Source organism: Pseudomonas gingeri, from assembly GCF_013386115.1.
GTDB classification, from domain to species: domain Bacteria; phylum Pseudomonadota; class Gammaproteobacteria; order Pseudomonadales; family Pseudomonadaceae; genus Aquipseudomonas; species Aquipseudomonas gingeri.
The window spans coordinates 552,639-576,736 of the sequence record NZ_JACAOR010000007.1 but is presented as its reverse complement, the minus strand read 5'-3'; the positions used below and the strand labels follow the sequence as shown (position 1 = coordinate 576,736).

At 64.3% G+C, this 24,098-nt stretch carries 26 protein-coding genes; 16 read left to right on the top strand and 10 right to left on the bottom strand.

Going from position 1 to position 24,098, the window contains the following annotated elements; translation table 11 throughout:
• Positions 1-4 precede the first annotated feature (4 nt).
• Positions 5-700: a response regulator gene (locus tag HX881_RS15060; protein WP_177085235.1), complete on the top strand. Its 696-nt coding sequence runs from the start codon at positions 5-7 to the stop codon at positions 698-700.
• A 120-nt stretch (positions 701-820) separates the two neighbouring features.
• Here the strand turns inward: HX881_RS15060 and HX881_RS15055 are convergent, their stop codons facing one another.
• Entirely contained in the window at positions 821-1,861 is a 1,041-nt protein-coding gene (locus HX881_RS15055; RefSeq protein WP_017128008.1) for a patatin-like phospholipase family protein, read from the bottom strand.
• A 195-nt stretch (positions 1,862-2,056) separates the two neighbouring features.
• On the opposite strand from HX881_RS15055, the gene HX881_RS15050 reads away from it, so the two are divergent.
• From HX881_RS15050 to HX881_RS15025, 6 genes are all read left to right on the top strand, one after another.
• Positions 2,057-2,335, top strand: a complete 279-nt coding sequence (locus HX881_RS15050; protein WP_017128009.1) for a hypothetical protein — start codon at positions 2,057-2,059, stop codon at positions 2,333-2,335.
• A 156-nt stretch (positions 2,336-2,491) separates the two neighbouring features.
• The gene (locus tag HX881_RS15045) at positions 2,492-3,409 is read left to right on the top strand and encodes an AAA family ATPase (protein ID WP_017128010.1); all 918 of its coding nucleotides are present in this window, start codon (positions 2,492-2,494) and stop codon (positions 3,407-3,409) included.
• Complete coding sequence (locus tag HX881_RS15040) at positions 3,379-4,362, top strand: DUF58 domain-containing protein (RefSeq protein ID WP_177085233.1); 984 nt, start codon at positions 3,379-3,381, stop codon at positions 4,360-4,362. The genes HX881_RS15045 and HX881_RS15040 overlap by 31 nt, the downstream gene beginning before the upstream one ends.
• A complete protein-coding gene (locus HX881_RS15035) occupies positions 4,359-6,329 on the top strand; it encodes a transglutaminase TgpA family protein (protein ID WP_017128012.1) in 1,971 nt (656 codons plus the stop codon). Before HX881_RS15040 ends, HX881_RS15035 begins: the two co-directional genes overlap by 4 nt.
• A 6-nt stretch (positions 6,330-6,335) precedes the next feature.
• Positions 6,336-7,100: a CHAD domain-containing protein gene (locus HX881_RS15030; RefSeq protein WP_177085231.1), complete on the top strand. Its 765-nt coding sequence runs from the start codon at positions 6,336-6,338 to the stop codon at positions 7,098-7,100.
• A 149-nt stretch (positions 7,101-7,249) separates the two neighbouring features.
• Positions 7,250-8,047 carry an acyl-CoA thioesterase gene (locus tag HX881_RS15025; RefSeq protein ID WP_017128014.1) on the top strand — a complete coding sequence of 266 codons (798 nt, stop codon included), beginning with the start codon at positions 7,250-7,252 and terminating at the stop codon, positions 8,045-8,047.
• A 283-nt stretch (positions 8,048-8,330) separates the two neighbouring features.
• On the opposite strand, the gene HX881_RS15020 is transcribed toward HX881_RS15025, so the two are convergent.
• The 3 genes from HX881_RS15020 to HX881_RS15010 form a co-directional block, all read right to left on the bottom strand.
• Entirely contained in the window at positions 8,331-8,564 is a 234-nt protein-coding gene (locus HX881_RS15020) for a hypothetical protein (RefSeq protein ID WP_017128015.1), read from the bottom strand.
• An 84-nt stretch (positions 8,565-8,648) separates the two neighbouring features.
• The gene (locus HX881_RS15015; protein WP_177085229.1) at positions 8,649-10,127 is read right to left on the bottom strand and encodes a methyl-accepting chemotaxis protein; all 1,479 of its coding nucleotides are present in this window, start codon (positions 10,125-10,127) and stop codon (positions 8,649-8,651) included.
• 86 nt (positions 10,128-10,213) lie between these two features.
• Positions 10,214-11,020 (bottom strand): TatD family hydrolase, encoded by an 807-nt coding sequence (locus tag HX881_RS15010; protein WP_177085227.1) that lies wholly within the window; start codon positions 11,018-11,020, stop codon positions 10,214-10,216.
• A 249-nt stretch (positions 11,021-11,269) separates the two neighbouring features.
• Between HX881_RS15010 and HX881_RS15005 the strand changes: the two genes are divergently transcribed.
• The 3 genes from HX881_RS15005 to HX881_RS14995 all read left to right on the top strand — a co-directional run bounded on the left by HX881_RS15005 (position 11,270) and on the right by HX881_RS14995 (position 13,799).
• Positions 11,270-12,706, top strand: a complete 1,437-nt coding sequence (locus HX881_RS15005; RefSeq protein ID WP_103032962.1) for an MltF family protein — start codon at positions 11,270-11,272, stop codon at positions 12,704-12,706.
• Between the two features lie 103 nt (positions 12,707-12,809).
• Entirely contained in the window at positions 12,810-13,244 is a 435-nt protein-coding gene (locus tag HX881_RS15000; RefSeq protein ID WP_017128018.1) for a DoxX family protein, read from the top strand.
• Between the two features lie 246 nt (positions 13,245-13,490).
• The gene (locus tag HX881_RS14995) at positions 13,491-13,799 is read left to right on the top strand and encodes a class I SAM-dependent methyltransferase (RefSeq protein WP_017128019.1); all 309 of its coding nucleotides are present in this window, start codon (positions 13,491-13,493) and stop codon (positions 13,797-13,799) included.
• Positions 13,800-13,957: 158 nt separating this feature from the next.
• On the opposite strand, the gene greB is transcribed toward HX881_RS14995, so the two are convergent.
• Genes greB through HX881_RS14980 form a run of 3 tightly spaced genes read right to left on the bottom strand, consistent with a single transcriptional unit; the run spans position 13,958 to position 17,678 of the window.
• Positions 13,958-14,455: a transcription elongation factor GreB gene (gene greB / locus HX881_RS14990; protein ID WP_017128020.1), complete on the bottom strand. Its 498-nt coding sequence runs from the start codon at positions 14,453-14,455 to the stop codon at positions 13,958-13,960.
• 35 nt (positions 14,456-14,490) lie between these two features.
• On the bottom strand, positions 14,491-16,995 hold the full coding sequence (locus HX881_RS14985) for an ABC transporter permease (RefSeq protein ID WP_177085225.1): 2,505 nt from the start codon (positions 16,993-16,995) through the stop codon (positions 14,491-14,493).
• Positions 16,995-17,678, bottom strand: coding sequence for an ABC transporter ATP-binding protein (locus HX881_RS14980; RefSeq protein WP_017128021.1), 684 nt, complete (start codon positions 17,676-17,678; stop codon positions 16,995-16,997). Before HX881_RS14980 ends, HX881_RS14985 begins: the two co-directional genes overlap by 1 nt.
• A gap of 10 nt (positions 17,679-17,688) precedes the next feature.
• On the opposite strand from HX881_RS14980, the gene HX881_RS14975 reads away from it, so the two are divergent.
• The 3 genes from HX881_RS14975 to HX881_RS14965 all read left to right on the top strand — a co-directional run bounded on the left by HX881_RS14975 (position 17,689) and on the right by HX881_RS14965 (position 19,733).
• Positions 17,689-18,294 carry an arylesterase gene (locus HX881_RS14975; protein ID WP_017128022.1) on the top strand — a complete coding sequence of 202 codons (606 nt, stop codon included), beginning with the start codon at positions 17,689-17,691 and terminating at the stop codon, positions 18,292-18,294.
• Positions 18,295-18,349: 55 nt separating this feature from the next.
• A complete protein-coding gene (locus tag HX881_RS14970; RefSeq protein ID WP_017128023.1) occupies positions 18,350-18,643 on the top strand; it encodes a hypothetical protein in 294 nt (97 codons plus the stop codon).
• 121 nt (positions 18,644-18,764) lie between these two features.
• Positions 18,765-19,733 carry a L,D-transpeptidase family protein gene (locus HX881_RS14965; RefSeq protein WP_017128024.1) on the top strand — a complete coding sequence of 323 codons (969 nt, stop codon included), beginning with the start codon at positions 18,765-18,767 and terminating at the stop codon, positions 19,731-19,733.
• Between the two features lie 124 nt (positions 19,734-19,857).
• Here the strand turns inward: HX881_RS14965 and oprI are convergent, their stop codons facing one another.
• Positions 19,858-20,109: an outer membrane lipoprotei OprI gene (oprI, locus tag HX881_RS14960; RefSeq protein WP_003448337.1), complete on the bottom strand. Its 252-nt coding sequence runs from the start codon at positions 20,107-20,109 to the stop codon at positions 19,858-19,860.
• Positions 20,110-20,753: 644 nt separating this feature from the next.
• On the opposite strand from oprI, the gene HX881_RS14955 reads away from it, so the two are divergent.
• Positions 20,754-21,035 (top strand): GNAT family N-acetyltransferase, encoded by a 282-nt coding sequence (locus tag HX881_RS14955; protein ID WP_017128025.1) that lies wholly within the window; start codon positions 20,754-20,756, stop codon positions 21,033-21,035.
• A 69-nt stretch (positions 21,036-21,104) separates the two neighbouring features.
• Here HX881_RS14955 and HX881_RS14950 read toward each other — a convergent pair whose 3' ends face one another.
• Together HX881_RS14950 and HX881_RS14945 are read right to left on the bottom strand one after the other, a co-directional pair.
• Positions 21,105-22,181 (bottom strand): 3-deoxy-7-phosphoheptulonate synthase, encoded by a 1,077-nt coding sequence (locus tag HX881_RS14950; protein WP_017128026.1) that lies wholly within the window; start codon positions 22,179-22,181, stop codon positions 21,105-21,107.
• A 125-nt stretch (positions 22,182-22,306) separates the two neighbouring features.
• Entirely contained in the window at positions 22,307-22,753 is a 447-nt protein-coding gene (locus HX881_RS14945; protein WP_042936155.1) for a PilZ domain-containing protein, read from the bottom strand.
• Between HX881_RS14945 and HX881_RS14940 the strand changes: the two genes are divergently transcribed.
• The gene (locus HX881_RS14940; RefSeq protein WP_042936157.1) at positions 22,752-23,138 is read left to right on the top strand and encodes a YbbN family protein; all 387 of its coding nucleotides are present in this window, start codon (positions 22,752-22,754) and stop codon (positions 23,136-23,138) included. The two genes, HX881_RS14945 and HX881_RS14940, sit on opposite strands and share 2 nt — an antisense overlap.
• Complete coding sequence (locus HX881_RS14935; protein ID WP_103032960.1) at positions 23,135-24,097, top strand: putative 2-dehydropantoate 2-reductase; 963 nt, start codon at positions 23,135-23,137, stop codon at positions 24,095-24,097. The genes HX881_RS14940 and HX881_RS14935 overlap by 4 nt, the downstream gene beginning before the upstream one ends.
• The last annotated feature ends 1 nt before the right edge of the window (position 24,098 follow it).

Sequence of the window (24,098 nt, the reverse complement as noted above, 5' to 3'; positions counted from 1 at the left end):
AACCATGAGCCAGACCGCGACCATCCTGGTCATCGACGACGAACCGCAGATCCGCAAGTTCCTGCGCATCAGCCTCGCCTCCCAGGGCTACAAGGTGCTGGAGGCCGGCACGGGGACCGAAGGCCTGGCCCATGCCGCGCTGAACAAGCCCGACCTGCTGGTACTCGACCTCGGCCTGCCGGACATGGACGGCCAGCAGGTGCTGCGCGAGTTTCGCGAATGGTCCACGGCGCCGGTGCTGGTGCTGTCGGTGCGGGCCAGCGAAGGGCAGAAGGTCCAGGCCCTGGACGGCGGCGCCAATGACTATGTGACCAAGCCCTTCGGTATCCAGGAGTTCCTCGCGCGAATCCGCGCCTTGCTGCGCCAGGCGCCCAGCGGTGAAACCCAGGAAGCAGCCTTGAAGTTCGGTCCGCTGACCGTGGACCTGGCCTATCGGCGGGTGCTGCTGGACGGTGCCGAGGTGGCGTTGACGCGCAAGGAGTACGCGGTGCTCGCCCAGTTGGCGCGCCATCCCGGACGGGTGATCACCCAGCAGCAACTGCTCAAGGATATCTGGGGGCCGACCCATACCGAGGACAGTCACTACCTGCGGATCGTGGTCGGGCACCTGCGCCAGAAGCTGGCGGACGATCCGACCCAGCCACGCTTTATCGTCACCGAGGCCGGTGTCGGCTATCGCCTGCTCGATAGCCAGGGTTGAACGGCGCTTTCCTGCCGGGAATCGGCTGATGTGTACAGGGCTTGTACAGGAATCGGCTTGTGTAGGAATCGGCTTGTGTGGGAGCGGGCCTGCTCAACCCCCAACACAGATTGTGCAGCCTCAGCGCCGGTCTTCCTCGTAACGATCCATGGTGTCGCGGGCAATCTCGCGACCCAGGGCGATCAGTTCCGGCGCCTTGTAGAACTCGAAGAAGCGGCACACGCGCTTGGGCACGTTGATCAGGATATCCGGTGGATAGCCGGCGATCTTGTATTGCGCCAACGAGGTCTGCATCACCTCGAAACTCTGGTTGATCAGGTCCAGCAGCGAAGCCGGGCCGACATTGTCGATGATGAACGAACCGGTGGCGGACTTCGGCGCGCCGGCGGCCTGTGGTGCCGCCGCCGGTTGCTGGGCCTCGGGTTCCGCCGATTCCAGCCAGGGATTGGCGATATCCGCGGATTCGGCGGCCAGGGTCTGTTGTTCGAGGCGCAGCAGTTCCTCTGCCTGCTTGCGTCGGAACGGCAGGCGCGAGCCCATGGAACTGAGCAGGCTGTTGAAGCGGCTCTTGAAGGCCGGCGGGCGCTGGATCACCGGCAGTTGATAGTGCTTCTGGTTGGTCGAGTTGAGGTTGACGGCGATGATCAGGTCGCAGTGGCTGGACACCACCGGCACGATGGGCAGCGGGTTGAGGATGCCGCCGTCGACCAGCATGCGATTGCCCTGCATGACCGGTGTGAACAGGCTGGGGATCGCCGCCGAAGCGCGCATGGCCTGATGCAGGCAACCTTCCTGGAACCAGATTTCCTGCTGGTTGGTCAGGTCGGTGGCGACGGCCGTGTAGGGAATGCGCAGGTCTTCGATATTGATCTCGCCGACGATCTTGCGGATCTGGCCGAAGACCTTTTCGCCACGGATCGCCCCCAGGCGGAAACTCACGTCCACCAGGCGCAGGACGTCGAGGTAGTCCAGGCTTTCGATCCAGTTGCGGTACTCGTCGAGCTTGCCGGCGGCGTAGATGCCACCGACCACCGCGCCCATGGAGCAACCGGCGATGCAGGCGATTTCATAACCACGTCGTTCGATTTCCTCGATCACCCCGATATGGGCATAACCCCGGGCCCCACCCGAGCCCAACACCAATGCGACACGCTTCTTCATCATGGATTCCTTAACGGCCGGTTGCTAACAATGCGCTTACCCGGCACCGGGGTACAATCGCCACGTGTGCCCGATCAGGCGAATGCGCCTTATCTTCATATTGATTAGCTAAGCTTGTAGAGCAGGGCAAGGCACTTTTTGCCCGGCGCACCGTCATAATCTGCACGACTGTTTCTTTATCTTGAGGTGTCATCGATGAAAGCCTGGATCTGTGTGCCATTGATTGCGTTGGCGTTGGCGGGTTGCGCGGGCAAGACGGCCTACCGCGAGAGCTGCGGAACCCAGCTGGATGCCGCCTGGCGTGAGCTTGACCTGGCCAAGGCCGAAGGCTTTGCCGGCACCGTGAGTTACTCCAAGGCCCTGTCGCTGTTGACCGGGGCCAAGACCCAGCAACAGTTCGAAGCCTACGAGGGCTGTTCGGCCAAGGCCGAGAAGGCGCGTTTCTACATCCGCGAGTCGCGCGCCGGGCGTTGAGTCTCTGAGGATGGTCGAGGATCGTTCCCACGCTCTGCGTGGGAATGCCTCGCCGGATGCTCCGCGTCCGCTCTGCGACGCAGAGCATGGGAACGATCATTGAGCGGGCAAAGGATGTAGTATTCCCGGCGTCTCCCCGCGTTTGGATGTCTGCCTATGCGCAGTAAACTGGAAGCCTGCCTGCAGGCTGTCAACCAGGTGGTATTGGGCAAGGATGCCCAGGTTCGCCTGGCCCTCACCTGTCTTCTGGCCGACGGCCATCTGCTTATCGAGGACCTGCCCGGCATGGGCAAGACCACCCTCAGTCACACCCTGGCCAAGGTGCTTGGCCTGAGCTTCCAGCGTATCCAGTTCACCTCCGACCTGCTGCCCAGCGATATCCTCGGCACCTCGGTGTTCGACAAGGACAGCGGGCGTTTCGTCTTTCACCCGGGGCCGATCTTCGCCGAGCTGGTGCTGGCCGATGAAATCAACCGCGCCACGCCCAAGAGCCAGAGCGCGTTGCTCGAAGCGATGGAGGAGGGGCAGGTGACCATCGAAGGCGCCACCCGCCCGTTGCCCTCGCCATTCTTTGTCATCGCCACGCAGAACCCCACCAGCCAGGGCGGCACCTTTGCCTTGCCCGAGTCGCAGCTGGACCGTTTCCTGATGCGCGTGTCCCTCGGCTATCCGGCCCGGGCGGCGGAAAAGGCACTGCTGCTCGGGGCCTCGCGCCGCGACCTGTTGCCGCAATTGCAACCGATCCTCAGTCACCACGAACTGGCGGCGTTGCAGCAGGAGGTCAAGCAGGTCCGGGCCAGCGATGCCCTGGTGGACTATGTGTTGCGCCTGGTCGGCGCGACCCGCAGTGAAGCGCAGTTCGCCTGGGGCCTCTCGCCGCGGGCGAGCCTGGCGATCCTCGCCGCGGCCCGGGCCTGGGCGTTGTTGGCCGGGCGTGACTATGTGATTCCGGAAGATGTCCAGGCGGTGCTGCCGTCGGTGGTCAGCCATCGCCTGCGCGAGCGCGCCGATCCGGCCGGGCTGGGCGGTGGTGCGCTGGTGCAATGGTTGTTGCGCGAGGTGCCGGCGCTTTGACCGGCCGACTGCGGGCCGCCTGGCAGGCCTGGCTGGGCCGGCGCCTGCCGCCCTCGGCACGGATCGAACTGACCCAGCGACGCATCTTCATCATGCCCAACCGCGCCGGCGGTGTCTTTGCGGCGTTGTTGCTGCTGATCCTGCTGGTGGCGATCAATTACCAGAACAGCCTGGCCTACGGCTTGTGTTTCCTGCTGCTGTCGCTGTTCGTCGTGGCGATCCTGCACACCTACCGCAACCTGCGGGGGCTGGTGCTGAGCGCCGGGGTCGGTCCGGCGGTGTTTGTCGGTGAAGAAGCGCGTTTTGTCGTGCGCCTGGAAAGTGCCGGGAGAAGTCACCAGGCGATCCAGCTCGGCTGGTCGAATCCGCCGACACAGGTCGTCGATGTACCGCCGGCGGGATTCTGCGAACTGGAACTGACGCATGCGACCCAGGTCCGCGGCTGGTTGTCGGCTCCGCGTATCGGCGTGCGCAGCAGCTTCCCCCTGGGCATCCTGCGGACCTGGAGCTGGGTCGATCTCGGCCAGCAGGTGCTGGTTTATCCACAGCCCCTGGAAGGCGAGCTGCCGACCCTCGCCAGCGTGCCCGACGATGAGCAGGAGGAGGGCGTGCGGGCCCACGGCCAGGGTGTTGATGACTACCAGGGCTTGAAGTCCTACCAGCCCGGCGATTCCTGGCGACGCTTGCACTGGAAGGCCTATTCCCGAGGCCAGGGGCTGCTGATCAAGGACTTCGCCCGCCTTGAGGGGCGCGAGCGCTGCCTGGATTTCCTCGCGCTGGGTGGTGATGTCGAGCAGCGCCTGTCGCGTCTGTGCTACTGGGTTCTGGAGTTGTCCCGGCGCCAGGAGCCGTTCGCCTTGCAGTTGCCCGGGCAGCGGTTCGCCACGGATTCCGGCGCGGCCCATTGCGAGGCGTGCCTGCGGGCCCTGGCGCTGTTCGGGAAAAACCCATGAGCAGTGCGCCGCTGATTTCCCGGGCCAGCCTGGTCTGGCTGCTGGTGGCCCAGGCCCTGGTGATGCTGCCGTTCTGGTTGCATGTGCCGGTGTGGATGGTCGCGTTCTGGCTCGGTTGCACGATCTGGCGCATCCAGGTCTACCGCATGCGGGCGCGGTTTCCCGGCAAGGTGCTGGAAGTCCTGTTGCTGGTTGCGACCATCGCCGGCATCTGGCTCTCGCGCAAGAGCCTGATCGGCCTGGATGCCGGTGCCGTGCTGCTGGTGGCGATGTTTATCCTCAAGCTGGTGGAGACCCGGACCCGTCGCGATGCGCTGGTGCTGATCTTCCTCGGGCTGTTTTGCGTGGCGGTGGCCTACCTGTTCGAAGACAGCCTGCCGTGGGCGGCCTACAGCCTCTTGCCGGTCGGTGCCTTGCTGGCGGCCCTGATCGGTTTGCAGCAGGGCCCCGGCACCCGCCCGGCGGCCACGCTGAAGCTGGCCGCGGTCCTGTTGGCGCAGGCGTTACCGCTGATGCTCCTGCTGTTCCTGTTTTTCCCGCGCATTGCGCCGTTGTGGTCCTTGCCGCTGCCGAGCGACAAGGGCATGACCGGGCTTGCGGAGAGCATGTCGCCCGGCGAGGTGGCCGAGCTCGGCCGTTCCGCCGAACTGGCGTTCCGCGCCAGTTTCGAGGGGCCGCTGCCGCCGCGTCGGGCACTGTACTGGCGCGCCCTGACCCTGGAGCAGTTCGATGGCCAGCGCTGGAGCCAGTCGCCGGGCGTGTCTTTCAGTCCCGCGCCGAAATGGCAGGCCAGTGGCGAGCCCTGGCGCTACAGCGTGATCCTGCAGCCGAGCGGCAAGCCCTGGCTGCCGACCCTGGATGTCGCCAGCAGCGACCAGGGCGATGTGCGCCAACTGGCGGACTATCGCCTGCAGCACCAGCGCCCGGTGCAACAGGCGCTGCTGTACCGGGCCAGTTCCTGGCCGCAGGTCGCGCGCGATCTCCAGCTCAACGAGCGGGCCCGGCGCCAGGATCTGCAACTGCCCGCCCAGGGCGACCCGCGCACCCGGCAGTGGGCCACGGAACTGCGGCAACGTTATCCACAGCCTCGGGACCTGGTGGCGGCACTGCTCACGCATTTTCACGACGAGCCCTATCACTACACCCTCAAGCCGCCGACGCTGGGCGCGGACAGTATCGATGCCTTCCTGTTCGACAGCCGCCAGGGCTTCTGCGCGCATTTTGCCGGTGCCATGACCTACGTGTTGCGCGCGGCGGGTATCCCCGCGCGAGTGGTGGCCGGTTACCAGGGCGGTGAGTTGAACCCGGCGGGCAATTTCCTCACCGTGCGCCAGTACGACGCCCATGCCTGGGTCGAATACTGGCAGGCCGGACAGGGCTGGCGCAGTGTCGATCCGACCTACGCGGTGGCGCCGGAACGGATCGACCAGGGCCTGGAGCAGGCCCTGGCCGCGGATGAAGGTGCGCCCGGGGCTTCGGTTTTCTCGCCGCTGCGCTACCGCCATCTGACCTGGCTCAATGAGTTGCGCCTGGGCTGGGATAATCTCAATTACGGCTGGCAGCGCTGGGTCCTGGGGTATCAGGGCGAGCAGCAGTTCAAACTGATGGGACGCTGGTTCGGCGATCTCGCCGGGCTGATGCTGCCGGTCGGCCTGGTGTTGATCCTGGCGCTGCTGGCGTTGTGGTTGTTGCGTCCCTGGCAGGCCAAGGCCGACCCGCAGCTACGGCTATTCGCGGCCTTTGAAAAACTGCTGGCGCGCCGCGGCCTAGTGCGCGAGCCGGGCGAGGGCCCGGCGGCGTTCGCCGAGCGCGCGGCCCGGCAGTTGCCTCGCCAGGCCGAGCTTATCCGCGAGTTCACCCGGTTGTTCATCAGGCAGCGCTATGCTGAACAGATCCCGTCGATGGATGCATTGCAACAGGTGTTGCGGTCATTGCGTCGCAGTCTTGGAAGTTCGATTTGGGAGTGAGTGTCGATGTCGGTCCTGGTAGATCGCTTGGTGGCTCAGGTGCTGAGCCTGGAAGTACGCCTGTTGGCCTGTCATGCGCGGGTGGATGCGCTGACCGATGACGAGGGGCTGCATGACCTGCGCACCACCGTCCGACGCCTGCGCAGCCTGTTGCGGCCGTTGCGCGGGTTGCCGGGTGTCGAGCAACTGGAGCAGGTGGCGGCCGAGGTGGGGCGGCTGACCACGCCGATCCGCGATCGCGAGGTGCTGGCGGCCTATCTGCACCGGCAGGGGCATCATGTCGCGGCGGCCCGGCGGACCGCGCAGTTGTCCGAGGATTACTGGAAAGTGGCGGGCAGCGATGAGCTGAAGAACCTCTTCAGCACCCTCGATGCCTTCCCGCGTTTCTTGCGTGCCTCGCAGTATCAGGGGCTGCTCAGGGGGTTGCGCAAGCGCATCGAAAAGCGCCTGGCGAAACAGTGGGACGCTCTCGACCAGGCGCTGCATGATCCGATGCACGACCGCCATCGCCTACGCCTGCTGATCAAGCGGGTGCGTTACGCCGCCGAGGCCTACCCGGAACTGGATCGCCTGCCGGCGCCGGCGTTGAAGCAGCTCAAGGCGGCCCAGGAGGCGCTTGGCGACTGGCACGATTGCTGGCAATGGTTGTTGCAGGCCGAGCAGCAGCCGGACCTGCAGCCTTGCGTGAGTGGCTGGCGCAGCGCCATGGCGCGGGCCGAGGGCAAGGCCGACCGGGTACTCGATCGGCTGAGCGAGACCTGTTTCAACTGACCGGCTGCAACTGACTTGTTTGACAGGCTGTTTGGCCGGTATGAGCGCTGTATCCCGCGGACGGGCTGGTTAAGATTCATCCCTGTCCTGGTTTCGAGCCGCAGGGCTCGCGCCAGGGCCCAGGGAATTTTTCGCCAGCCGAGGTGTGCATGCGCTTTTCAGATTTGCTTGATGAGGTCCGTCGCGACCCGCAGGGTTTGACCATTCCGGCCGAATGGGGGCAGGGGCGCGCCACGTTCGGCGGCCTGGTGGTGGCCCTGCAGTACGAAGCCCTGCGTGCCCGCGTGCCGGCCGAGCGTCCCTTGCGCTCACTGGCGGTGACTTTTGTCGGTCCGGTCGAACCGGAAGTCCCGGTGACCTTCGAAGTCGAGGTGCTGCGCGAAGGCAAGGCGGTCAGCCAGGTGCTCGGGCGGGCGGTGCAGAAGGGCCAGGTGGTGACCCTGGTCCAGGGCAGTTTCGGTGCGTCCCGTGAATCGGCGGTGGACGTGGGCGCCGAGCCGGCCCCGGAAATGAAGCACTGGGACAAGTGCCAGGAACTGCCCTACGTCAAGGGCGTGACACCGGAGTTCATGCGCCACCTGGCCATGCGCTGGGGTGTCGGTGGCTTTCCGTTCACCGGCAACACATCCCGGGAAATGGGCGGCTGGGTCCGCCTGCGCGGCGACGTCAAGCAGGAACCCCTGACCGAAGCCCACTTGCTGGCCCTGGTGGACGCCTGGCCGCCGGCGCTGTTGCCGCACCTTAACAAACTGGCGGCGGGCAGCACCCTGACCTGGACCGTGGAGTTCGTCCAGCCGTTGCTGGCGCTCGATACCCTGGACTGGTGCAAATACCTGGCGGTGATCGAACACGCCCGCGACGGCTACGGGCATGTGGCGGCGGCGCTGTGGAGCCCGGACGATCGGCTGATCGCCCTGAGCCGGCAGACCGTGACCGTTTTCGGCTGAATGTGGGAGCGGGCTTGCCCGCGAAGACGATGTTCGTGCCACAGGAAATGTGACGGGGTACTGGCCTCTTCGTGGGCAAGCCCACTCCCACACCACCAGATCGTTCCCATGCTCGGGCTTGTTGTGGGAGCGGGCTTGCCCGCGAAGGCGATGTCCGTGCCACGGGAAATGTGGCGGATGTACTGGCCTCTTCGTGGGCAAGCCCACTCCCACAGGGATCTACTTTCCCAGAAGCCTACTCCCACAGAGGTCCACTCCAGGGGAGCCCTGCCCAAGGAAAGGTTCAGGCTTCGAGCGTATGCCCTTTGCGCCTGAGGCTGTAGGCCGCCACCAGGCCGATCACACCGATGGCCACGTTGGTCGGGTCTTCGCTGAACACGCCCGAGGCGACCAGCAGGAAGGCCAGGGCAAACAGGATCACCGAGAGCAGATGCATGCCTTCGCGAGTGCCGTCGTTCGAAGTGTTCGGCGCAACGCGCCATTGCCAGGCAGGAAGGTGGGGGTGACGTTTGCCCATGGTTATGCTCCTTGGTTCATGTTTTCGATGAACCAAGGATAGGCCGGGCAAACCTCGGCGGCGAATCAACTCTTGCTATCGATTCTATAGCTTGAGCTGGCCAATGGCTTTGCTCAGTTCACCGGCCAGGGTCGCCAGTTCATTGCTGGTGGTGGCCGAGTCCACCGTCTGCTGCACGGTGTTCTCGGTGACGTCGCGGATGCTCACCACCGCCCGGTTCATTTCCTCCGCGACCTGGCTCTGCTGCTCGGCGGCCACGGCGATCTGGGTGTTGCTTTCACGCATCTGTGCCACCGCACCGGTGATCTCGGCCAGGGCCGCGCCGGCTTCCTGGGCCTGTTGCACACAGTCATCGGCCTTGTACGAGCTCTCCTGCATGAAGTCCACGGCATCGCGGGTGCCGGACTGCAGGGCTGAAACCATGGTGGTGATTTCGTCGGTGGAGGTCTGCACGCGCTTGGCCAGGTTGCGCACTTCATCGGCCACCACCGCGAAACCGCGACCCATTTCCCCGGCCCGGGCCGCTTCGATGGCGGCATTCAGGGCCAGCAGGTTGGTCTGTTCGGCGATGCTGTGGATCACGCTGACCACGCCGTTGATCTTCTGGCTGTCCTCGGCCAGGCGCTGGATCATCTCGGCGGTCTGCTGCACGCCGCTGGACAGTCCGGCGATCGATTGCTGCACCCGGCTGACCACCGCCTGGCCGCTGCCGGCCAGGGTGTCGGCGGTCTGCGAGAGATCGCGGGTGGCGCCGGCGTGCTGGGCGATGTGATAGACCGTCGCCGACATCTCGTTGATCGCGGTGGCGGCCTGGTCGGTCTCGCTCTGCTGGCCGAGCATGCCGTGGCGCACATCGTTCATGCTCGAGGCCAGCCGCGCGGCACCGACGTCCAGTTGCGCGGCGGTGCGGGCGACGGTGCCGACCACACGCTGGTAGCCGGCCTGCATGGCATTGAAGGCGCTGGCCATCTGTCCGACTTCATCCTTGCAGGCCAGCGGCACGCGGGCCGACAGGTCGCCGGTTTTCTCGACGTGGAGCATCACGTCCTTGAGGGTATTGAGCTGGCTGAGCAGAAAGCGGATCAGCAACTGCGAGGCGCCGAGCATCGCCAGCATCAGGATGAACACGGCGATGGCGTAGTTGGCGAAGCGCTCGCTGAACACCTGCGCCAGGCTCGGCGCATGGGCGAACACGGCTACCCGCTGGCTGCCGTGGTTGACGACCTCGGCACCGAGCAACGGGTTCTCGCCGAACAGCGGCATGTAGTCGTAGGCGACCCAGCCCTGGGCGTCGCTCAGGCGCGGCAGCATCTGGCCGTTCAGGGTCGGGGTCTGGCCAGCCTGGAACAGCAACAGGTTGTCGCCCTCGGGCAGGGCCTGGGTGGCGGGCCAGGCGGCCAGCAGGCGAGCCTGGGCCTGGGCGGCGCTGCGCGAAGCGTCGGTGCGGGCCTGCTGTTCGAGCTGTACCGCGTACAGCACCAGCAGCAGCGTGGTGACGAAGGCCACCGCGTTGACGGCCCAGAATTTGTATTTCAATGAGATGTTGCTGAGCCAGGCACCCATGGAAGGTCTTCTCTGATTGAGCGGAAACAGTTTTGGCAAGGTGCCATTATTGTGCCGCTACTCAGGAAGAGGCTTCTTGATATGGATCAAGCAATCGACGGCAAGCCGAAGAACGCCCGGGCGCAGGCGGTGCTATGGGCGGCCAGGTCGGCTTCGCTTTCGCCGCGATGCAGCGCGACTTCCCGCAGCACTTCGGTCAGGTAGGCCGGTTCGTTGCGACCGTTTTTCGGTTTCGGCCGCAGGCTGCGGGGCAACAGGTACGGTGCGTCGCTTTCGAGCATCAGGCGCCCGCGGGGAATTTCCTTCACCAGCGGATGCAGGTGGGTGCCACGGCGTTCGTCGCAGATCCAGCCAGTGATGCCGATATGCATGTCGAGATCGAGGTAGCTGAACAAGGCCCGTTGCTCGCCGGTGAAACAATGCACCACGGCGGCGGGCAGGCGGTCGCGATAGTCGCGCAGGATCTCCAGCAGGCGCGGGTTGGCGTCGCGCTCATGGAGGAACACCGGCAACTGCAGCTCCACCGCCAGGGCCAGGTGTTCTTCGAGGACCTTCTCCTGCTGCGGGCGCGGGGAGAAATCCCGGTTGAAGTCCAGCCCGCACTCACCCACCGCACAGACGTTCGGCTCCTTGAGCAGGGCTTTCAGACGAGCGGCGCTGTCGGCGCTCCAGTCACTGGCGGAGTGGGGGTGGATACCGGCGGTGGCGAACAACTGGCGACCGCTTTCATCCAGGGTTCGGCACAGCTCCAGGGCCTGCTCGCTGCCCTCGATGCTGGTGCCGGTGAGGACCAGTTGGCAGACCCCGGCGGCATGGGCGCGGTCCAGTATTTCCTGGTGTTTTCCGGCAAAACTGGGGTTGGTCAGGTTGACGCCGATATCGATGAGTTGCATGGTGCTACCTCAGGCCACAGGCCGGAAAGCATATCAGAGCTGTAGATTTATAATAAAAACCAAGAACTACAACGAGTTATGACTGTCTTTTAAAGCCGGAAGAAAGCATCGGTTGGCACCACCTCCGTTGCTGTGCCAGTCTTCCGCACTTTTTTGCGTTCAAAGACGCTCGATTTCTGTCGCTCCCTATCAAGCAATGACGTCACGTCATGACGCTTGAGACGGGACAGTATTCTTTCCGGAGAACGGATGAAGCGACCCTCGCTGTTGCTCCTGCTGTGCCTGTCCTTGCTGCTGCCGCTGCCGGCGGTCGCGCGCCTGGCCGGTCCCCTGGAAATCGGCCAGCCGGGCAAGGTCCGCGACCTGGCGGAGATCCGCGGCAGCCGGGTCCTGCGGGTGCTGGTCAACCAGAGCCGCAACAGTTCCGGGGAAGTCCAGGGCGAAGCGATCGGCGTCGAGTACCACCGGCTGCGCGCCTTCGAGCTGTATCTCAACGGGCACGCCCGCGACAATCAGGAAATCACCTTCAAGATCATTCCCAAGGCCAAGGACCAGTTGCTCGCTGCGTTGCAGCGTGGGGAAGGGGACCTGGTCGCGCCCGGTGAATTGCTCGAGGCGCAGCCCGGGCATGCGGTGAGTGCCAGCGAGCCGATCGGCAATCCGGTGCCCTTGCTGCTGGTGGGGCTCAAGGGCGAAAAACGCTTCAGCCATCTCGAACAGCTTTCCGGCCGGACCCTGGCCCTGACCACCGGCAGCGCCGCCGGCGATGCCGTGAACCAGATCAACCAGAAGCTGGCGCTGCGCAAGTTGCCGCCGGTGAAGATCGAGTGGGTCGACCCGAGCCTGGCCGTGGAGGATGTGCTGGAGATGGTCCAGGGCGGCATTTTCCACCTGACCATCGTCGAACAGCCGATTGCCGAGCGCTGGGCCAAGATCATGCCCAAGTTGCGCTTCGACAAGCAGGTGCTGGTCAGCGAGCCGGGGGAGATGCACTGGTTCGTGCGACGCGACGCGTCGATGCTGCTGGCCAGCGTCGACCGCTTTTTCAAGACCTACAAATCGCCTTCCGACCAGGATGTGGCATTCCTGCGGATCTACCGGCGCCTGTATCAGGTGCATTACCCGCTGGCCAGGTCCGATCGGCAAAAGCTCGAGAAGCTGCGGCCAGTGTTGCAACGCCATGCCCAGGCCCAGGGTATCGACTGGCTGAACCTGGCGGCGCTGGCGTTCAAGGAATCGACGCTGGACCCCAATGCCCGTGGCGCGAGCGGTGCCACCGGGCTGTTGCAGATCACTCCGTCGGCGGCGCAGCGGGTCGGCGTCGGCAATATCCAGAATGTCGATAACAATGTGCAGGCCGGGGCCAAGTACCTGGCGATGATCCGGCGCAAGTTCTTCTCCAGTCCCAAGCTCAACGAGCGCGAACGCATGGCCTTTGTCCTCGCGGCCTACAACATGGGGCCGGAGCGGGTCCAGGGCATGCGGGCCGAAGCCCGGCGGCGTGGCCTGAATCCCAACCAGTGGTTCTTCCAGGTCGAACGGGTGGCGATGGAGCAGGTAGGAATGGCTTCGGTCAACTATGTTAACAGTGTGAACAAGTACTACCTGGCATTCGACCGGGAGCGCGGCTCCCTGGAAGGCCATGCGCTGGAAGGCAACGGGCGAAAAATTGCCTCACGGAAGTAATCGATAAATTCGATGGTTATGCAGCGGTTTTTGCGCTTTTGTCATTTTATAAACTGATTAATATGACGCCCATCAACCCGACATTTGAATAAGGATTCATCCCATGAGCACACTGACCCAACGCGTTCTGAGCACCCGTGCCGGCTACGGCCTGACTGTCCTGCGGATCTTCGTCGGCATCATCTTCGCCGCCCACGGCTCGCAGAAACTCTTCGGCCTGTTCGGCGGCTACGGCCTGGCGGGCACCGCGCAATGGATGGAAAGCATCGGCCTGGCACCAGGTCACCTGATGGCCCTGTTGGCCGGCGGCACCGAGTTCTTCGGCGGCCTGGCCCTGATCATCGGCCTGCTGGCGCGCCCGGCGGCACTGGGCCTGGCGTTTCTCTCGCTGGTGGCGATCTTCTCGGTGCATATCCACAACGGCCTGTTCATGGCCAACAACGGCTACGAGTTCGCCCTGGCCCTGCTCGGCGGCACGATCGCGGTACTGTTCGAAGGGGCCGGCAAGCTCTCGGCCGACGCGGCCATCGCCAGGTAAGCGCGAGGATGGTTCGATGAGGCCCGCAGCAGCGGGCCTTTTTCGTTGGGCACGATTCTTGACAGCGGCCCGCACGGTTCTCTAGGATATTGATTATGCGCCGATTTAAACAGCTACTTGCGGGGCGCCAGGGGAGTCGAACGATCTCCGACAGAAGCCTGATCCAGGCTTCGAAATACCGCTAAAGCGCTGGTTCGGTGTTGCCTCACACCTGCCCGGCAGATCGTTGAGGCGGAGACACGCACTTTGAACAACCCACGCCCCGTTGTACGTCTGGCGCCGATCACGGCCAACCTTCCCGATCGCAATCCGAAAATCCTCCTGGGCGGCAAACACCAGCCGACGCTGCTGCGTTATCTTGATGGCTGGCCACGGCGCAAGGGCCGTGCCTCGGCGTTCCTGATCCAGTTCGTCGAAGACGGTGATTCCCTGGAGCGTTTTGCCGATAACAGTTTCGACCTCGCGGTGATCCAGTCGCCTGCGGCCGAGCAGGCCGAAGCGGTCATCCGGCAGTTGACCCGGGTGGCGCGCCAGGGCCTGATTACCCGGCGCTGAACAAAGACTAGGTGATGATCGTTCCCATGCTCCGCGTGGGAATGCCTCTCGGGACGCTCTGCGTCCGCTGTAGATCTGTGACGCGGAGCGTCACGGGTTGTATTCCCACGCGGAGCGTGGGAACGATCGACAGTTTCGGGGGATCGATCAGTGTGTCTTCAGGGATAGTCGATGGCGGTGATGTACACCAACTGCTCGCCAGTCGGTGTCATGACCCGGACTTCTGCATCCAGCGCCTTGCCGATCAGGGCGCGGGCCAGGGGCGAGTCGATGCTGATCAGGTTCAGCTTGAGATCCAGTTCGTCGGGACCGACGATGCGGTAGCGCGATTCCTTGCCGTCCTCGTTCTCGATGGTCACCCAGGCCCCGAAGTACACCTTGTTCGGGTCGCTCGGGCGCTCGCCGACCACCTTGAGGTTTTCCAGGCGCTTGGTCAGGAAGCGCACGCGGCTGTCGATCTCGCGCAGCATCTTCTTGCCATAGGTGTATTCGGCGTTCTCCGAACGATCGCCCTGGGCGGCCGCCTCGCTGACCGACTGCGTGACCTGTGGCCGCCGCACGTGCCACAACTCGTGCAGTTCGGCACGCATGCGGGCCTCGCCCTCGGGGGTGATCAGGGCGGTGCCGGCGGTGCGGGGCGGGCGGTAACGGCTCATCGTCGATCCATCAGGTTAACGGGGGCGCGAGTCTATCAGCCCTCGCGCAGCACTGTCAGCGGGCTGGCATTCAGCGCCCGGCGGGTGCCGAAGACACCCGCGCCACCGACCATCAACGCACCGATCAGCGGCAGCAGCAACAGCCACGGATGAGGGTGCCAGGGCAGGTCGAAGGCAAACCGGTACAACACCAGGCTCACCAGTTCCGCGCCCAGTGCCGCCAGCAGGCCGCTGGCCGCGCCGAGCAGGCCGAACTCGATCCGCCGGGCCTTGACCAGCAGGCGCCGCTCCGCCCCCAGCGCGCGCAACAGCGCACCCTGGCGAATGCGTTCGTCGAGGGTCGCCTGCAGGCCGGAGAACAGCACTGCCATGCCCGCCGCGAGGACGAACAGCAACACGTATTCGACGGCGATGGTGACCTGCGCGAGGATGCTGCGCAGCTGTTCGAGCAGGGCTTCGACCTGCAGGATGGTCACCGCCGGGAAGGCCCGGGACAGCTCGACGATATCCTTGTCATGTCCTGGCGCCAGATAGAAGCTGGTCAGGTAGGTGGCCGGCAGGTCCTGCAAGGTGCCGGGCTGGAAGATCATGAAGAAGTTCGGCTGGAAGTTGTCCCAGTTGATGCTGCGCAGGCTGGTCACCCGCGCCTCGCGGTTGGCCCCCCCGACGGTGAAGACCAGGTGATCGCCGAGCTTGAGTTTCAGGCTGTCAGCGACCTTGGCTTCCACCGAGACACCGGGGATATCGGTGTCCGGCTGGCCCGACCACCAACTGCCGGCGGTCAGGAGGTTGCCCGGCGGCAGGTCGGCGGCCCAGGTCAGGCTCAGGTCGCGCTGGATCGCGCGGTCGCCGCTGGAGTCCTTGCTGACGATCTCCTGCACCGGCTCGCCGTTGATGCTGATCAGGCGGCCCGGCACCACCGGGTAGATCGGCGCCGACTGGGCCGACAGCTTGATCAGGTGGTCACGGAAGCCGTCCTTGTCCGCCGGCAGGATATTCAGGGCGAAATAGTTCGGTGCGTCCTTGGGCAACTGGTTCTGCCAGGTGTCCAGCAACTCGCCACGCAGCAGCGCGATCAGTGCCATGGACAGCAGGATCAGGCCGAAGGCCAGGGATTGGCCGGCGGCGGCCAGTGGATGGCGCAGCAACTGGCCCAGTCCCAGGCGCCAGGGCAGCGCCGCCCCGGCCAGCAGCCGGCGCAGGCTCTGCAGGCCAAGGAGCAGCAGGCCGCCGAGCACCAGCGCGGCAATCACGCCGCCGCCGAGGAGGGCGAAAGTCAGCACCAGGTCGAGGCTCAGGCGCCACATGATCAGGCCGAGGGCCAGCAGCGCGGTGCCGTAGACCAGCCAGGTGCTGGCCGGGATCGGCAACAGGTCGCGGCGCAATACCCGCAGCGGCGGCACCCGGCCCAGCGCGGCCAGTGGCGGCAGGGCGAAACCGGCCAGGGCCACCAGGCCTGTGCCGATCCCGGCGATGGCCGGGATCAGGCCGCCGGGCGGCACATCGGCGGGCAACAGGTCGTGCAGCAGATAGAACAGTCCCAACTGCGCGAGCCAGCCGAGCAGGGCGCCGCTGATGCTGGCGAGCAGGCCGAGGATCGCCAGTTGCAGGCTGAACAGGGCCATGGTTTCCCGGCGCGACAGCCCGAGGCAGCGCAGCAGGGCGCTGGCATCGAAGCGGCGGGCGGCGAAGCGGGTCGCGCTGAGGGCCACGGCCACCCCGGACAACAGCACCGCCACCAGGCTCGCCATGTTCAGGTAACGCTCGGCCTTGCCCAGGGCCCCGCCGATCTGCTGGTTGCCGTCGCGGGCATCGAGCAGGCGCTGGTTCGCCGCCAGTCCCGGCTTGATCAGGTCGCGGTAGGTGACCAGGGCGCTGGCCGGGCCGCGCCAGAGCTCCCGGTAGTTGACCCGGCTGCCGGGCTGCACCACGCCGGTGGCTTCCAGGTCCGCGAGGTTGATCAGCACGCGTGGGGTCAGGCTGTAGAAGTTGCCGGCCCGGTCCGGCTCATAGGTGAGCACCCGGGCCAGGCGCACGGTCTTCATGCCGACATCGATGCTGTCGCCGATCTTCAGGTCCAGCGCGGTCATCAGCCGGGCTTCGACCCAGGCCTCGCCGGGCCGCGGGCCGCCGCCGGCGGTTTCGGCGCCAAACGGCTCGGCGGCGCTTTTCAGTTCGCCACGCAGGGGGTAGCGGTCGTCGGCGGCCTTGATGCTCGACAGCTGGATGCCGTTGTCGGTGGCGATCACGCTGGAGAATTCGACGATCCGCGCATGCTCCAGGCCGAGGTCGCGGCCGCTCTGGATCTGCTCCGGGCGGGCTGTCGAGGTGCCGTCGAGCACCAGGTCGGCGGCGAGGAATTCGGTGGCGCGCAGCATCATCGCGCCGTTCAGGCGGGCGCCGAAATAGCCGATGGCGGTGCTGGCCGCCACGGCGACCAGCAGGGCGAAGAACAGTACCCGCAACTCGCCGGCACGGGCATCGCGCAGGAGCTGGCGGGTGGCGAGGCTGAACAGGCGCAACAGCGGCAGGCGTGCCATCAAGGCTCCAGGGGGCCGACCAGCTGGCCGGCTTCAAGGCGGATCAGGCGCCGGCAACGGTGGGCCAGGCGTTCGTCGTGGGTCACCAGCACCAGGGTGGTGCCGCGCTCCTTGTTCAATTCGAACAGCAGGTCGCTGATGCGTTCGCCGGTGTGGCTGTCGAGGTTGCCGGTCGGCTCGTCGGCGAACAGTACATCCGGTTCGGCGGCAAAGGCCCGGGCGATGGCCACCCGTTGCTGCTCGCCCCCGGACAACTGGCGCGGCGAATGGGTCAGGCGCTGGCCCAGGCCGACCCGTTCCAGCAGGTGGCGCGCGCGCTCGCGGGCGTCGCTGCGGCCGTCCAGTTCCAGCGGCAGCATGACGTTTTCCAGGGCGTTGAGGCTGTCGAGCAACTGGAAGCTCTGGAACACGAAACCGACGTGTTCGGCGCGCACGCGTGCACGCTGGTCCTCGTCCAGGCTGCTCAGGGCACGCCCGGCCAGGGTCACTTCGCCGCTGCTGGGCAGGTCGAGGCCGGCCAGCAGGCCGAGCAGGGTGGATTTGCCGGAACCGGAGGCGCCGACGATGGCGAGGCTGTCGCCCTTGTTCAATGTCAGGCTCAAAGGGTGCAGGATGGTCAGTTCACCTTCCGCGCTGGGAACCACTTTGCTAAGGTTCTGCGCGGTGAGAATGCTTTCGCCCATGGAGAATCCGATGCGAGTGTGGTTTTTGAGTGCCGGCCTGGCCTTGATGTGCATGGCCCAGAACGCGGCGGCGGGTACAGTCCTGATCGTTGGCGATAGTATCAGCGCGGCTTTCGGCCTGGATACCCGTGTCGGTTGGGTGTCGCTGCTGGAAAAGCGCCTCAGGGACGAGGGTTTCCAGGACAAGGTGGTCAATGCCTCGATCAGTGGCGACACCAGTGCCGGAGGCCAGGCGCGGCTGCCGGCGCTGCTTGCAGAGCACAAGCCGGACCTGGTGATTCTCGAACTGGGGGGCAACGACGGCCTGCGCGGACAACTGCCAACGCAATTGAAACAAAATCTTGCATCGATGATCGACCAGTCCCGGGCCAGTGGTGCCAAGGTCCTGCTGCTGGGCATGCAACTGCCTCCCAACTATGGCGCGCGCTACGTCAAGGCGTTTGCCGAGGTGTATCCGACCCTGGCCCAGGAGAAGAACATCCCGCTGGTGCCGTTTTTCCTCGACGGCGTGGGCGGTCATCCGGAGCTGATGCAGGCCGACGGCATCCACCCGGCGCCCGCCGGTCAGGGCAAGTTGCTCGATAACGTCTGGCCGACCCTGAAACCGCTGCTTTGAGCTTTTTTAGCGACGGTTTTTCGGCTAAGGTGGCGCCCCCGATCTGGAGCCCCCGATGCAGCGTCCCGCCTGGTCCCTATTTGCCTATCAACTGATCGAACCCGACGAACAGCTGGATCTGTTCGCCTGCCAGGAAGTGCGGGTGCACCTGGTCACGCGTCAGCTGGAGCTGGGCGGCTCCGCCGATCGGACGCTCTGCGGCACCTTGTTGCCCGCGCAGCCACGCTGGTCGGGGGTGGACAAGTCGATCTTCCGCGACCAGCGCCTGTGCCCGCTGTGCCGGGCGATTCTCGAATCGCAGAAGCGTGGTACGCCGCCGATCTGGCCGGAATTGCGTTTCGAACTGTAAAACCTGCCTGTCTGCCAGCTGAAGCGCTGCTAATGTCCTCGGGGACGACCTCCCGCTGCGGGGCGGCGTCGGTGTACAATCGCGTTTTATTTTTCCGTTGATCATGCGAAGGATTTCCCGGATGTTGTCGCGCTTTCCTGCCGTCACCCGTTGCCTGTCCATTGCCGCCCTGTGCGCGGCGGGTCCCGTTAGCGCGCTGGAATTGCCGCTGCCACCACCGGGCGAGGACATCGTCGGCCAGGTCCAGGTGATCAAGGCCAAGTATGAAGATACCTTTGCCGACCTGGGCACCACCTACGACCTGGGCTATTCAGAGATGGTCGCGGCCAACCCGGGCGTCGATGCCTGGTTGCCGGGGGCGGGCACCGATATCGTCCTGCCGACCCGCTTCATCCTGCCGCCGGGGCCGCGCGAAGGCATCGTGATCAACCTGGCCGAGTATCGCCTGTACTACTTCCCGAAAGGCCGGAACGTGGTCTACACCTTCCCGCTGGGGATCGGGCGCGAGGGCTGGGGCTCGCCGATCGCCCACACCACCATTACCGCCAAGACGCCGAACCCGACCTGGACGCCGCCGGCCTCGATCAAGGCCGAACACGCCGCCAACGGCGATCCGCTGCCCAACGTGGTGCCGGCCGGTCCGGACAACCCGCTGGGGCCGTTCAAGTTCACCCTCGGTACGCCGGGCTACCTGATCCATGGTTCGAACATGAAGTTCGGTATCGGTACCCGGACCAGCCACGGCTGCTTCCGCATGTTCAACAACAACGTGCTGGAAATGGCCGGCATGGTGCCGGTCGGTACTTCGGTACGGATCATCAACGAGGCCTACAAGTTCGGCATCAGTGGCGGCAAGGTCTACCTGGAGGCGCACACGCCGCTGGATGACAACGGCAACCCGTCGGTGGTCGACAAGCACACCGCGGTGATCAACGCCCTGCTCAAGCGTGACGACCTGGCGAAGAACCTGCGGGTGAACTGGGACGAGGTGCGTGACGTGGTCGCTGCCGAAGATGGCCTGCCGACCGAAATCGCCGTGCCGGGTGCGGCGCCGCTGGTGTCGAACGCGCCGATCGACCTGCAGCAGTAACGGTTTCAATCGACCCGCCCGGGCACTGCTGTCCGGGCGGGTTTTTTATGCGCCATGGAAAACACACGGGCATAAAAAAGCCGATCCAAAGATGGATCGGCTTGATAACAGCCCCGAGGGACTATTATTTGCGGCTTGCTTTTTCCAGCATGCGCAGAGCGCGCTCGTTAGCTTCGTCAGCAGTCTGTTGTGCTTTTTGAGCAGCAGCCAGAGCTTCATCAGCTTTGCGGTAGGCTTCGTCAGCACGAGCCTGAGCACGAGCAGCAGCGTCTTCAGTAGCAGTCAGACGAGCTTCGGTTTCTTTGGATACGCTGCTGCAACCGGTAGCCAGAACAGCGGCCAGGGCCAGAGCCGAGAATTTCAGAACGTTGTTCATCGTGTTCCCCTTCAAGGACTTTCTATTAATGACCATAACCCCAGAGTGAGGAAATAGCCGGCGTACATACTACCCATTACTTGTAGTAAGTAAACTGACGTAACGCAAGAAGCAAAAAAAATTCTTGATGCTGAATATTTTTCAGCTAACTTTTCATGATCCTGTATAAAAAATATGCAGCTGTAGACCCTGTTCTGAGCGCATTGTGCGATCTTCAAGTGCACTAGTGTGCCATCAGTGACGTGTCGCCAGTGTGCATCTAAGAGTCGTTCTAACAGTAGCGGATGACTCTTGCTCTCTACCGTCGTCGCGGCGGGGGAGGCTCTTTTGCTAAATGAAAAGTGACTTTAACCAAGGGCGCTCGTCATAACAGCACAACATTCCGGCAATCTTCAGCCCGTGTTCAGGTTTTCCACCCAAAGGGTGTGTTCGGCCGCGCTATCATCGAAGCGGTGATAGAGCACGTGACGAGCGTGTCTTGAGCATTTGGGCCAAGGGTGCCTACTATTTGATACGTGCTCGGTTTTTCAGGGAGCGGTCGGCTTTTCTCGTTGTCCAAATCGGCACGGGGTGGCGTAGTGGTTCCTTCGCCGGAAAAAGATCGGTAAGGTAGGGTCGAATACCAAGACCCGCGAGGAGTAGTGATGAGCGAGGCGTTGTCCATCCACCATGACCAGGCTGGTCATCAGTTCGAGACCAATGTGGACGGTCATCGTGCCTACCTGACCTATATGGACCTGGGTAAGCAGACCCTGGATATCTACCGCACGTTCGTGCCCAACGCGTTGCGTGGCCGAGGCATTGCGGCGGCCCTGACCGAACAGGCGCTCGAGTACGCCGATCGCATGGGGTATACGGTGATTCCTTCCTGCTCTTATGTAGAGCGCTACATGGAACGTCATCAGCGGCACGCCGCGAAGATCTGAGTCAATCGAACACCTGCAAAAACGCCGGGCATTGCCCGGCGTTTTTGTGTGCGGCAGATCAATCCGCCATCAGCTGCGTGTGCGCTTGGGCAGCACATCCTTGAGCTTGGCATGCATGCTGCGCAAGGTTTTCTCGGTGCTTTCCCAGTCGATGCAGGCATCGGTGATGGACACGCCGTATTGCAGGTCGGCGAGGTCTTTCGGAATGGCCTGACAGCCCCAGTTCAGATGACTTTCGACCATCAGGCCGATAATCGACTGGTTGCCTTCGAGGATCTGGTTGGCGACGTTCTCCATCACCAGCGGCTGCAGGGCCGGGTCCTTGTTGGAGTTGGCGTGGCTGCAATCGACCATGATGTTGGCCTTGATCTTGGCCTTGGCCAGGGCCTGTTCGCAGACCGCGACGCTCACCGAGTCGTAGTTCGGCTTGCCGTTGCCACCGCGCAGGACCACGTGACCGTAGGCATTGCCCTTGGTGGTGACGATCGACACGCCACCTTCCTGGTTGATGCCGAGGAAGCGATGCGGGCTGGAAACCGACTGCAGGGCGTTGATCGCCACGGTCAGGCCGCCGTCGGTGCCGTTCTTGAAACCGACTGCCGAGGACAGGCCGGAGGCCATTTCACGGTGGGTCTGGGATTCGGTGGTGCGCGCGCCGATGGCCGACCAGCTGATCAGGTCCTGCAGGTACTGCGGCGAGATCGGGTCAAGGGCTTCGGTGGCGGTGGGCAGGCCCATCTCGGCCAGGTCCAGGAGCAACTGGCGACCGATGTGCAGGCCGTCCTGGATCTTGAACGAGTCATCCAGGTAAGGGTCGTTGATCAGGCCTTTCCAGCCGACCGTGGTCCGCGGCTTCTCGAAATAGACACGCATCACCAGGTACAGACTGTCGGAGACTTCGGCGGCCAGCACCTTGAGGCGCTCGGCGTACTCGTGGGCGGCCTTGATGTCGTGGATCGAGCAGGGCCCGATAACGACGAACAGGCGATGGTCCGTGCCATCGAGAATATTGCGAATCACCTCGCGGCCCTTGGTCACGGTGCGCAGGGCAGCCTCGCTCAAGGGAATGTCACGCTTGAGCTGATCGGGCGTGATCAGCGTCTCGTTGGAGGCGACGTTAAGGTCGTTGATCGGTAAATCAGCCATCGTGTTACTCGTCAGGTCACAGGTGCCGGCCGCCAGCCCCGCGCGGCGGAGCACAGCGATTGAGCGTGTCGGGGAGCGGAACCTTAGCGCGTTAGACCGTGGCCGGGCAATGGGCAGCGGCCTGTTTAATCCAGTAAAGCCCTTATAAATGGCTGTTCGAGGCTGGCGTGGGAGAAATCGCTGGCATGCTGCTGCACCCATTCCTGGGCAATCGCCTCGATATTCTGCGGCTGGGCATTCTGCTGTTCGCGCACCCGCCGGTAGCGTTCGATCTGGCAGATCTGTTCGCTCATGCGGGCGCCGAACAGGGTCTGTTCGTCGACAAAGGCGATGCCCACCAGAAACGCATGCTTGCGTTTCAGGCACCAGGCCACGTAGCCGGAGTAACATGCGGCTTCGCCCAGGCTCGGAATGCACATTTCCAGGGCCGAGCCATGCCGCCAGGCCCGCGGAGAGGGGCAGGCGATGCCGCCGAGGCTGAGGGTTCGCAACCGATGGCGGGAAATGCAGGAATGTTCAAGCAAGGTCAGTTTTACTGGAACGTCTACGGGATGAGGTAGAAAACGCACCATGACAAACGACTCCCTGTGCGGGTCACCGCAAAAACTTCCCCCCAGTATAGTGAAGGGACTGGAGTTGTCCGATTTTGACGCGGACCGGAATTTATTGGCCCTGCCAGGTGTTTCCCTGGTTATCTTCACCAGTGTCGGCTGCGCTTCCTGCCGTTTCGCCCGCGAAGTATTGCCGGGCCTGGGACTGGCGGTGGAGCGCCTGTGCTGGATCGATGCCGGTGACAACGGCGGGCTGGTCCAGCGTTATGAAGTGTTTCACCTGCCGGCGCTGTTCGTGGTCAGGGATGGCGAGTTCTACGGCGCCTTGCGTTGCCGGTTGACCTTGAACGCGCTTGCCGAAGGCCTGGAACGGGCATTGGCCGGCATTCCAGAGGAGTTGCCATGACAGAGCACGTGGCTTCCCCGCGCATCGGTATTATCGGTACGGGGGCCATCGGTACTTTCTACGGGGTGATGCTGGCCCGCGCCGGTTTCGATGTGCACTTTCTGCTGCGCAGCGAATTTCAACAGGTGGCTGCCCATGGCCTGTTCCTCGACAGCCTGATCCATGGCCGGTTGATCCTCAATCCGGTCCAGGCCTATGTCGCCGCGCAGGACCTGCCGCGCTGCGACTGGCTGTTGATCTGCACCAAGGCGCTGGACGATCCGCGGTTGCTGGCATCGCTGGCCGATATCGCCGCGCCCGGAGCGGGCATCCTGCTGATGCAGAACGGCCTGGAGGTCGAGGAGCGGTTGCGCCTGGCACTGCCCGACGAGTTGCACCTGCTGGGCGGCCTGTGCCTCAACTGCGTGCATCGCGAGTCCCCCGGCGTGGTGGTGCATCAGGCCATGGGCGGGGTCAACATTGCCTATCACAGCGGTCCGGCGGCGGACGAGCCGGCACGGCGAGCGGTGGTGGAAGCCGCGGCAGGGCTGTTTCGCCGGGCCGGGCTGGAGTCATGGGTGATCGATGACCTGCAGCAGGCGCGCTGGCAGAAACTGGTGCTCAATATTGCCACCAACGGCCTGTCGGTCCTGCTCGACAGCGGCACCGAACGGATGATGGCCGACCCCGACAGCCGGGCCCTGGTACAGGGCCTGATGGAGGAAGTGGCCGAGGCCGCCAGTGCTTGCGGCTATCCGTTGCCGCCGGGATTCATCGAGCAGTTGATGTACATGGCGGCCAGGGTCCCGGATTATCATCCGAGCATGTACCACGATTATCGGCGCCGTCGACCCATGGAGCTGGAGGCGATCTACGCGCGCCCGCTGGCCGCCGCGCGGCAGGCCGGCTGCGAAATGCCGCGGACGCAGACACTGCTCCAGGCATTGAGTTTTCTCGAATCACGACAGCTTTCCCAGTAAG

What these genes read in the sequence shown, in the direction of transcription:
- HX881_RS14980 (WP_017128021.1), bottom strand. Translation starts at nt 17,678, where the DNA reads ATGGGCGAAAGCATTCTCACCGCGCAGAACCTTAGCAAAGTGGTTCCC.
- HX881_RS15025 (WP_017128014.1), top strand. Translation starts at nt 7,250, where the DNA reads ATGCGCTTTTCAGATTTGCTTGATGAGGTCCGTCGCGACCCGCAGGGT.
- HX881_RS15040 (WP_177085233.1), top strand. Translation starts at nt 3,379, where the DNA reads ATGGTTGTTGCGCGAGGTGCCGGCGCTTTGACCGGCCGACTGCGGGCC.
- HX881_RS15050 (WP_017128009.1), top strand. Translation starts at nt 2,057, where the DNA reads ATGAAAGCCTGGATCTGTGTGCCATTGATTGCGTTGGCGTTGGCGGGT.
- HX881_RS15060 (WP_177085235.1), top strand. Translation starts at nt 5, where the DNA reads ATGAGCCAGACCGCGACCATCCTGGTCATCGACGACGAACCGCAGATC.
- HX881_RS14955 (WP_017128025.1), top strand. Translation starts at nt 20,754, where the DNA reads ATGAGCGAGGCGTTGTCCATCCACCATGACCAGGCTGGTCATCAGTTC.
- HX881_RS14935 (WP_103032960.1), top strand. Translation starts at nt 23,135, where the DNA reads ATGACAGAGCACGTGGCTTCCCCGCGCATCGGTATTATCGGTACGGGG.
- HX881_RS14985 (WP_177085225.1), bottom strand. Translation starts at nt 16,995, where the DNA reads ATGGCACGCCTGCCGCTGTTGCGCCTGTTCAGCCTCGCCACCCGCCAG.
- HX881_RS15035 (WP_017128012.1), top strand. Translation starts at nt 4,359, where the DNA reads ATGAGCAGTGCGCCGCTGATTTCCCGGGCCAGCCTGGTCTGGCTGCTG.
- HX881_RS15000 (WP_017128018.1), top strand. Translation starts at nt 12,810, where the DNA reads ATGAGCACACTGACCCAACGCGTTCTGAGCACCCGTGCCGGCTACGGC.
- HX881_RS15005 (WP_103032962.1), top strand. Translation starts at nt 11,270, where the DNA reads ATGAAGCGACCCTCGCTGTTGCTCCTGCTGTGCCTGTCCTTGCTGCTG.
- HX881_RS15010 (WP_177085227.1), bottom strand. Translation starts at nt 11,020, where the DNA reads ATGCAACTCATCGATATCGGCGTCAACCTGACCAACCCCAGTTTTGCC.
- HX881_RS15020 (WP_017128015.1), bottom strand. Translation starts at nt 8,564, where the DNA reads ATGGGCAAACGTCACCCCCACCTTCCTGCCTGGCAATGGCGCGTTGCG.
- HX881_RS14965 (WP_017128024.1), top strand. Translation starts at nt 18,765, where the DNA reads ATGTTGTCGCGCTTTCCTGCCGTCACCCGTTGCCTGTCCATTGCCGCC.
- HX881_RS15030 (WP_177085231.1), top strand. Translation starts at nt 6,336, where the DNA reads ATGTCGGTCCTGGTAGATCGCTTGGTGGCTCAGGTGCTGAGCCTGGAA.
- oprI (WP_003448337.1), bottom strand. Translation starts at nt 20,109, where the DNA reads ATGAACAACGTTCTGAAATTCTCGGCTCTGGCCCTGGCCGCTGTTCTG.
- HX881_RS14950 (WP_017128026.1), bottom strand. Translation starts at nt 22,181, where the DNA reads ATGGCTGATTTACCGATCAACGACCTTAACGTCGCCTCCAACGAGACG.
- greB (WP_017128020.1), bottom strand. Translation starts at nt 14,455, where the DNA reads ATGAGCCGTTACCGCCCGCCCCGCACCGCCGGCACCGCCCTGATCACC.
- HX881_RS14975 (WP_017128022.1), top strand. Translation starts at nt 17,689, where the DNA reads ATGCGAGTGTGGTTTTTGAGTGCCGGCCTGGCCTTGATGTGCATGGCC.
- HX881_RS15055 (WP_017128008.1), bottom strand. Translation starts at nt 1,861, where the DNA reads ATGAAGAAGCGTGTCGCATTGGTGTTGGGCTCGGGTGGGGCCCGGGGT.
- HX881_RS15015 (WP_177085229.1), bottom strand. Translation starts at nt 10,127, where the DNA reads ATGGGTGCCTGGCTCAGCAACATCTCATTGAAATACAAATTCTGGGCC.
- HX881_RS14945 (WP_042936155.1), bottom strand. Translation starts at nt 22,753, where the DNA reads ATGGTGCGTTTTCTACCTCATCCCGTAGACGTTCCAGTAAAACTGACC.
- HX881_RS14970 (WP_017128023.1), top strand. Translation starts at nt 18,350, where the DNA reads ATGCAGCGTCCCGCCTGGTCCCTATTTGCCTATCAACTGATCGAACCC.
- HX881_RS14940 (WP_042936157.1), top strand. Translation starts at nt 22,752, where the DNA reads ATGACAAACGACTCCCTGTGCGGGTCACCGCAAAAACTTCCCCCCAGT.
- HX881_RS15045 (WP_017128010.1), top strand. Translation starts at nt 2,492, where the DNA reads ATGCGCAGTAAACTGGAAGCCTGCCTGCAGGCTGTCAACCAGGTGGTA.